1 protein-coding gene is annotated in these 321 nt (G+C 47.0%); it reads left to right on the forward strand.

All coding sequences use genetic code 11. The features are described 5' to 3' along the window. Positions 1-321 (forward strand): hypothetical protein (locus HMPREF2780_RS07970; RefSeq protein ID WP_233994387.1); only part of this gene is annotated, 321 nt, incomplete at both ends.

Genomic DNA, 321 nt, shown 5'->3' on the forward strand with positions numbered 1-321 from the left:
TCAAACGCGTAGATAAGAATGGCACCCCAGTTACTGCGACATACAGCCCAGAGTTTACTAAGGTAACTCCTACAGGAACCGGCGCAACCAGCACAGGTCCTCAAGGACTTCCACAAACTGGTACTCCAACCTTCCAAGGTGGTGATCCACTGGTTCCAATCGATGAAACAGTTGAGCCAACCTTCGAAGATGGAAGCAAAGAGAAATCTATTCCAGGTCAAGGAACTTACACGATTGCACCAGACGGAACTGTAACTTTCACTCCAGATAAACAGTTTGTTGGAAACCCAGATCCAGTCACAGTCAAACGCGTAGATAAGA

The organism is Streptococcus sp. HMSC062B01, assembly GCF_001811085.1.
GTDB classification, from domain to species: Bacteria; Bacillota; Bacilli; order Lactobacillales; family Streptococcaceae; genus Streptococcus; species Streptococcus gordonii.